The organism is Mycobacterium sp. 852002-51152_SCH6134967, from assembly GCF_001667105.1.
GTDB lineage: Bacteria > Actinomycetota > Actinomycetes > Mycobacteriales > Mycobacteriaceae > Mycobacterium > Mycobacterium neumannii_A.
Map to the genome: position 1 here is coordinate 60,647 of NZ_LZIK01000007.1, position 7,289 is coordinate 67,935.

7 protein-coding genes are annotated in these 7,289 nt (G+C 67.0%); 3 read left to right on the plus strand and 4 right to left on the minus strand.

Going from position 1 to position 7,289, the window contains the following annotated elements; genetic code table 11:
• Position 1: 1 nt before the first annotated feature.
• From A5790_RS01605 to A5790_RS01615, 3 genes are all read left to right on the plus strand, one after another.
• Entirely contained in the window at positions 2 to 781 is a 780-nt protein-coding gene (locus A5790_RS01605) for an SDR family NAD(P)-dependent oxidoreductase (RefSeq protein ID WP_066840921.1), read from the plus strand.
• Positions 778 to 2,262, plus strand: a complete 1,485-nt coding sequence (locus A5790_RS01610; RefSeq protein ID WP_066840943.1) for a long-chain fatty acid--CoA ligase — start codon at positions 778 to 780, stop codon at positions 2,260 to 2,262. Before A5790_RS01605 ends, A5790_RS01610 begins: the two co-directional genes overlap by 4 nt.
• Before the next feature lie 85 nt (positions 2,263 to 2,347).
• Complete coding sequence (locus A5790_RS01615; protein WP_066840923.1) at positions 2,348 to 2,635, plus strand: hypothetical protein; 288 nt, start codon at positions 2,348 to 2,350, stop codon at positions 2,633 to 2,635.
• A gap of 15 nt (positions 2,636 to 2,650) precedes the next feature.
• Here A5790_RS01615 and A5790_RS01620 read toward each other — a convergent pair whose 3' ends face one another.
• The 4 genes from A5790_RS01620 to A5790_RS01635 form a co-directional block, all read right to left on the minus strand.
• Positions 2,651 to 3,100, minus strand: coding sequence for an SRPBCC family protein (locus tag A5790_RS01620; protein WP_066840925.1), 450 nt, complete (start codon positions 3,098 to 3,100; stop codon positions 2,651 to 2,653).
• Positions 3,101 to 3,103: 3 nt separating this feature from the next.
• A complete protein-coding gene (locus tag A5790_RS01625; RefSeq protein ID WP_066840928.1) occupies positions 3,104 to 3,373 on the minus strand; it encodes an antitoxin in 270 nt (89 codons plus the stop codon).
• 10 nt (positions 3,374 to 3,383) lie between these two features.
• Positions 3,384 to 5,768, minus strand: coding sequence for a cation-translocating P-type ATPase (locus tag A5790_RS01630; protein ID WP_156656278.1), 2,385 nt, complete (start codon positions 5,766 to 5,768; stop codon positions 3,384 to 3,386).
• Between the two features lie 14 nt (positions 5,769 to 5,782).
• Positions 5,783 to 7,289: serine hydrolase (locus A5790_RS01635; RefSeq protein ID WP_082961532.1), on the minus strand; the 1,507-nt coding region annotated here is incomplete at its 5' end.

The window sequence follows — 7,289 nt, forward strand, 5'->3', positions numbered from 1 at the left end:
AATGGTTCAGGTAGCGATCGTGACCGGGGCGAGCAGCGGCATCGGGTTCGGTTGTGCGACCAAACTGGCCGAGGCGGGCATGGCGGTGCTCGGCACCGGCCGCGACGACACCCGGCTCGCCGGGCTGGAGAAGGCGATCGGTGACACCGACCGCGTCGCAACGGTCGCCGTCGACCTCACCGCCGACGACGCGCCGCAGACGATCGTGCAGGCCGCGCTGGATCGTTGGGGCCGCATCGACTTCCTGGTCAACAACGCCGGCGTCGGAAGCCCCAAGCCGCTGCACGAAACCGATGACGAATCCCTGGACTACTTCCTGGGATTGATGCTGCGAGCGCCGTTCCGGTTGGCCCGCGACGTGATCGCACACATGGAGTCCGGCTCGGGGATCGTCAACGTGACATCGACGTTCGCCGTCGTCGGCGGCCTCCGTGGGGGTGCGTACTCGGCGGCCAAGGGCGGGTTGACCTCGCTGACCCAGCACATCGCATGCCAGTACGGCCCGCAGGGAATCCGGTGTAACGCAGTGGCTCCCGGGGTCACGCTGACGCCGATGGTGGCGACGCGCCTCGAAGACGAGCGGTTCCGCAAGATCAACACCGAGATGACCCCATATCCGCGGTTGGGCGAGGTGAACGACATCGCCAGCACCGTGGCCTTCCTGTGTTCGGAGGGTGCGAGCTTCATCAACGGTCAGACGATCGTCGTCGACGGCGGCTGGAGTTCGACTAAGTACCTGTCGGACTTCGCGCTGACCTCAGAGTGGGTGGCCCGGCAGTGAACCTGTTCGCTCTGCTCGATCAGGCCGCCAGCCGCTTCGGTGACCGAGGTGCGGTGTATCACGGTGAGCGCCAACATCAAACGTGGGCACAGTTGCGGGAACGGTCCCTGCGGTTGGCCACCACGCTGCGCACACCGGGTCAGAGGATCGCGGTCGCCAGCGAGAACTGTCCGGAGATCATCGAGCTGATGTTCGGGGTGTGGGCGGCCGAATGTGTGTACGTGCCCATCAACTACAAGCTGCACCCGCGGGAGATGGTGCAGATCCTCGAGAACTCCGGCGCCGCGCAGGTGTTCGCCTCACCGAAGATCGCATCAGCGCTCGCACCCGAAACCGGGGTCCCGATAACGATCGTCGGCACCGATGGCTACGAAACCTGGTTCACCGCAGGGCCTTCGGCACCGCCGATCACCGATCCCGAGACCTTGGCCTGGCTGTTCTACACCAGCGGCACGACCGGAAAGTCCAAGGGCGCGATGCTGTCGCACCGCAACCTGATGGCGATGACGGTGTCACACCTGGCCGACTTCGACTCCCCCGACGAGAATTGCACCCTGGTGCACGGCGCGCCGATGTCGCACGGCTCGGGACTCTACATTCCGCCGTACGTGCTGCGCGCGGCGCGCCAGGTGATCCCCGAGTCCGGGGCGTTCGAGCCGAACGAGTTCCTCGACCTGTGCGAACACCATCCCGGCTGCAGCGCGTTCCTCGCGCCCACCATGGTCCAGCGCCTGGTGCAGACCGGCCGCGCCTGCCCGGACAACCTGCGAACCATCGTCTACGGCGGCGGTCCGATGTACGTCGAGAGCCTGAAGCAGTCGATGGCCGCGTTCGGCCCGGTCTTCGTGCAGCTGTACGGCCAGGGGGAGGCGCCGATGACCATCACCGGGCTGCGCCAGAGCGATCACCTCGACGGAGAGGGATGGGCCGACGATGCGGTTCTGGGATCGGTCGGCTACGCCCGGTCCGGGGTGGACGTGGCGGTGCGCAGGGCCGACGGGACACCCGCCGAGGTCGGCGAGATCGGCGAGATCGTGTGCCGCGGCGACGTCGTCATGTCGGGCTACTGGGAGAACCCGCAGGCGACCGCCGCGACGCTGCAGAACGGCTGGCTGCACACCGGCGACATGGGTTCGTTCGACGACCGCGGTTTGCTCACCTTGCGGGACCGGTCCAAGGACGTCGTGATCAGCGGCGGCAGCAACATTTACCCCCGCGAGGTCGAAGAGGTGCTGCTCGAACATCCCGGTGTCGTCGAGGCCGGCGTGGTCGGCGCGCCGGACGAGGAGTGGGGCGAGGTGGTGGTGGCGTTCATCGTCGGGTCGGCGTCGGCCGACGAGTTGGATGCGCATCTGCTCGACCGCATCGCCCGGTTCAAGCGCCCGAAACGCTACGAGTTCATCGACGAACTGCCGAAGAACAGCTACGGCAAGGTGCTCAAGCGGGAGCTGCGCGACCGGGTGCGATCAGTGCCGCGGTGACGCATGTGTCTGGTGTCACAGATGATCTTGGTTTGGTGCTGATTCCTCAGGGGTATGAAGCGGGTTGCTCTCGCGAAGGATGACAATGACCAACCACATGCCGACCGCCGACGGGTCGCCTGCCTCCGACGGGCTGGCCACGCTGGCGCTGCTTCTGCATGCGGCAGCCTTGTTCGCCTCGACCGCTTGCCTCGCCGCATTCCTCATCGGGCACTCGACCGTCGCCCTGATCGCCGGAGTTCTGGCGGTACTTCACCTCGTCGGCGCCAGGGCCACCCTTTTCCTCGACGGCAGCCTCGAGAAGCGCCGCCTCGTCCGGGAGGCATCGGCGGGGCCCTTCGGCGAGTACGCCCTCGCCGGCGGCTCACTCTGACGCGTCAACACCCGCCTACTGGGCCGGCGCGAACACCGACTTGAACCGCTTCAGTGACTCCTGGATATCGCCCTTGAGCGCTCCGGCGACCACCATGCCGATGGGGCCGAACAGCGCGGGACCGCCGAGATGCACGTCGAACGTGACCGTCGATCCGGCGGGGTCCTTCTCGGCAGGGCGCACCTTGCCGATCAGCTTGACCTTGACGCCGCCCTTGCCGTCGCCGTTGAGCGTCATCGACTCCGGCGGACGGTAGTGCACGATGGTCCATTTGATCCGGTTCGGCATGCCCTTGACCTCGACGATCGACTCCAGCGTCGTGCCCTTCTCCAGCGTTTCGGGCAACTTGCTGCGCCACACCCGGTGGATGCTCAGCCACTCCTTGTAGCGGGCGAGGTCGGATGCGCACGACCAGGCCTGCTCCGGCGGCAGGGGTACGTCGACGGATACGGAGAGTTTGGCCATGCGCTACGAGGTGGGCGGAGCAGTCGGAGGCTGTTGGGGCGCTGGTGGCGGCTGCTGCGGCGGCGGAGCCTGGGGCGGCTGCTGCGGTGCGCCCTGCGCCGACGGGTTGTCCTTGTTGACGTAGTTGCGCGCCGCGTCCTGGACCTTGTCGACGTGCTGAGCGTATTTGCCCTGCGTCTTGCGGTCGACGATGTCACCGGCCTTGTCGATCGCGGTGTCCACCTTGTCGGCGTTGCGGGCCAGCAGATTCTTCACCTTGTCGAGAAATGCCATGCGTCCAAGGCTACTCGGCGCGCCACAGCCGACGGCGCTCTCCCAGCACCGCACCCTGCACCCACCAGATCCCCTCGATGGCGACGGCGGCGAGCACGCCGATGGCCAACGCGATCGACGTCGTCTTGACGTTGGAGATGTCGAGCATGAACAGCTCCTGCGCAAGCGGTATCGAGAAGATCACCACGTAGGCCAGGCCGGAGACGGCGACCAACGCGACCCGCCACCACTCGTAGGGCCGCGCCACCACTGCCAACACCCAGATGGCCCCAACCAGCAAGGTGATCAGCGCCGCGGTCGACGCCTGGGTCTGCTCGACAGCCGTCGCCTCGCGACCCTGATACGCGGCCAGATACGAGGTGAACGTCGCGACGCCGATGACCAGACCCGACGGCAGGGCCGCCGTCATCACCCGCCGCACGAACCCCGGATGGGCGCGCTCCTTGTTCGGGGCCAGCGACAGGATGAACGCCGGGATGCCGATCGTGAACCACGCCGCGATCGTGACGTGGATCGGCTGGAACGGGAACAGCAGCGGGTCGGTGCCGAAGAACTTCGACGCCAGACCGGCCAGGCCGACGAATGTCGCCAACAGCACCGAGTACACGGTCTTGGTCAGAAACAGGTTCGAGACGCGTTCGATGTTGCCGATAACGCGGCGACCTTCGCCGACGACATACGGCAGCGTCGCGAACTTGTTGTCCAACAACACGATCTGAGCCACCGCGCGCGACGCCGAGCTTCCAGACCCCATCGCGACACCGATATCGGCATCTTTGAGTGCGAGCACATCGTTGACCCCGTCACCGGTCATCGCGACCGTGTGCCCTCGGGACTGCAGCGCGTGCACCATCGCGCGCTTCTGGTCGGGGCGGACTCGGCCGAAGGTGGTGTGCGATTCGAGCGCGTCCGCCAGCTCGTCGGTGGCCTCCGGCAGGTTCCTGGCATCCATGCACTCGCCGTGCAGGCCCAGCGATCCCGCGACCGCGCCCACGGACACCGCGTTGTCTCCGGAGATGACCTTGATCGAGACCTTCTGGGAGGCAAAGTAATCGAGGGTGTCGTGCGCGTCGGGCCGCACGCGCTGCTCGAGGACGACGAGTGCGGCCGGGGTCACGCAGCCGGGGGCGTCGGGGTGGTCGACGGGCAGGTCGCTGGACCCGAGCAACAGCACCCGCAGGCCGGAGGAGCCGATCCGTTCGGCCTGTTCGGCGATCGGCGAGCCCGGTGCGCACAGCACGTCAGGGGCGCCGATCACCCAGTTGCCGTGCTCCCCATAGGACGCGCCGCTCCACTTGGTGGCTGACTTGAACGGCGCGGTGGCCGTCGCTGTCCAGCCGGGCGGCATCTTGTATGCCTCGGCGATGGCCTGCATGCTCGCGTTCGGGCGGGCATCGTCGGCGGCGAGCTGCGCGAGGATGTTTCCGACGTCGGCCTCGTCGAGCTGCTCGAGATCCGAGACGCGCATACCGTTCTCGGTCAACGTGCCGGTCTTGTCGGCGCAGACGACGTCCACGCGCGCCAGGCCTTCGATCGCGGGCAATTCGTTGACCAGGCACTGCCTGCGGCCCAGCCGAATCACGCCGACGGCGAACGCGATCGACGTCATCAAGACCAGGCCCTCGGGCACCATCGGCACCAGCGCGCCGACCATCGCCAGCACCGACCGCTTCCATCCGGACTCCGTGGTGAACAGCTGGGTGTAGATGGTCAGCAGCCCGGCGGGAATCAACAGGTACGTGATGAACTGCAGGATCTTGTTGATGCCGCTGCGCAGTTCGGAGTTCACCAGCGTGAACTTGCTGGCCTCCTCTGCGAGCTTGGCCGCGTACGCCTCCCTGCCGACCTTGGTGGCGCGGTAGGCGCCGGTGCCCGCGACGACGAAGCTGCCCGACATCACCCGGTCGCCCGCGTCTTTCGCGATCGGGTCGGCTTCCCCGGTGAGCAGCGATTCATCGACCTCGAGGTTGGCCTCCTCGAGCACTTCGCCGTCGACCACGATTTGGTCGCCGGGTCCGAGTTCGATGATGTCGTCGAGGACGATGTCGCTGGGACTGAGCTGTTGGGTAGCCGATCCGGCGCCGGTTTGCCTGCGCACCAACGGTTTTGTCTGACCGACGATCGCGAGCTTGTCCAGCGTCCGCTTGGCCCGCAATTCCTGGATGATGCCGATGCCGCTGTTGGCGATGATGAGTAACCCGAAGGCGCCGTTGATGATCGAGCCGGTGGACAGCACGATGATCAGCAGCACCCCGAGGATCGCGTTGATGCGGGTGAACACGTTGGCCCGCACGATGTCGGACACGCTGCGTGCCGCCCGCGTCGGGACGTCGTTGGTCTTGCCTTCGGCGATGCGTTGTGCGACCTCGGCTTCGGTCAGCCCGGTGGCCTGAATCTCGGGTGCGGCGGTCACTTGACGAACGTGCCCTTCTTGAACGTGTCGAAATACTCAAGCGTGAGCTTGTCACGATCGACCCCATCGAACACCGCGGTGGAAACCGTTCCCGGCGGCGCGTTCTCGGTGATGAAGGAGAAGGTGAAGGTGTTGCCGTCCCAGTGTTTGAGCGGCACATCGAGCTTCGAACCCAACGCCAACCGCAGCTCGCCGTCGCGTTCGGTGATCCGGGCGGGCCCCCAGTAGTCGTTGCGGTAGGTGCCGACGTACGACGCGAGCGGCGCAGCGGGTACAGGATTGGCCGGCGGCTGCTTGCCGACCAGGGACCCGACCGGCTTCTCCATGTCGGCGAACGCCGCGCTGTAGAGGCCGTACCAGTCCTCGCGCACCTCGCCGAACTGCACCAGATCGGCGAACTGCGCGGTCAGTGCCTCCGAGACCCCAGATGGGGTGGCGTTGGTGAGCGCGACGATCGCGACGTCGGCCGACGGCAGGATCAGGAAGGTCGTTCCGGTGCCCAGTTCGAAGGCGCCCGAGTGGCTCAGCTCCATGCGCGCCGCCGAGGTCGAGCTGACGTTGAAACCGAACCCGTAGAAGCCCGACCGGGCCGCGGGTTCGCTCGCCGGGCTCGACACGATCTGCGGCGTGAGTGCGGGCAGCAGGGCCTTCGGGGCGACGATCTGTTTGCCGTCATGGCTTCCGTTGGCCAGCACCATGGCCAGCCATCGGGTCATGTCGTTGACCGACGAACTCGCCCCGCCCGCCGGTGCTTCCGGGTCGGCGTCACGGACGAACACCGGTTCGTAGCGCCCGTCCATGTGGATGTGGCCGGCCGCGCGGTTGGGTCGCGCGCGATAGTCGGTGAACCGGTAGCTGGTCTGCCCCATACCCAGTGGACGGAACAGCACCTCGTCGGCCAACACCTCCCACGGCTTGCCCGCGCCGACCGCGACCGCCTCGGCCCCCGCGGTGTACCCGAAGTTCGTGTACGCGTACGAGATCCGGAACGGGTCCAGCGGAAGCTGGCGCATCCGGTCCAGCACCTGCCTGCGGTCGTATCCGAGGTCCTCGAGCATGTCGCCGGCGTGGTCGGGCAGTCCGGAACGGTGCGACATCATGTCCCCGACGGTGACCATCGAGGTGACCACGGGATTGGACAGCGCGAACCAGGGCAGCTCGGACACGATCGGGGTGTCCCAGCTGACGGCGCCGACACCGACCTGGTGGGCGACCACGGTCGCCGCCAGAGACTTCGACACCGAAGCGAGTTGGAACACCGTGTCGGGGTCGACGCGGTTCTCGTCCTCCTCCGGTTTGGTGGCGTCCTTGACGCCGAACCCCTTGGCGTACACGGTCTTTCCGCCGTGCACGACGGCGACGGCCATACCGGGGATTTCCGACTTGCGCATCAGGTCCTCGGCCATGCCGTCGAGTTCGGCCACCGCGTTGTCGACCGCGTTCTCCGGCAGGGGCATCGCGGGCACCAATGGGGGCGGGACGTCGGCCTGCGCGCCCGGAGTG

What these genes read in the sequence shown, in the direction of transcription:
- A5790_RS01620 (WP_066840925.1), bottom strand. Translation starts at nt 3,100, where the DNA reads ATGGCCAAACTCTCCGTATCCGTCGACGTACCCCTGCCGCCGGAGCAG.
- A5790_RS01615 (WP_066840923.1), top strand. Translation starts at nt 2,348, where the DNA reads ATGACCAACCACATGCCGACCGCCGACGGGTCGCCTGCCTCCGACGGG.
- A5790_RS01605 (WP_066840921.1), top strand. Translation starts at nt 2, where the DNA reads ATGGTTCAGGTAGCGATCGTGACCGGGGCGAGCAGCGGCATCGGGTTC.
- A5790_RS01625 (WP_066840928.1), bottom strand. Translation starts at nt 3,373, where the DNA reads ATGGCATTTCTCGACAAGGTGAAGAATCTGCTGGCCCGCAACGCCGAC.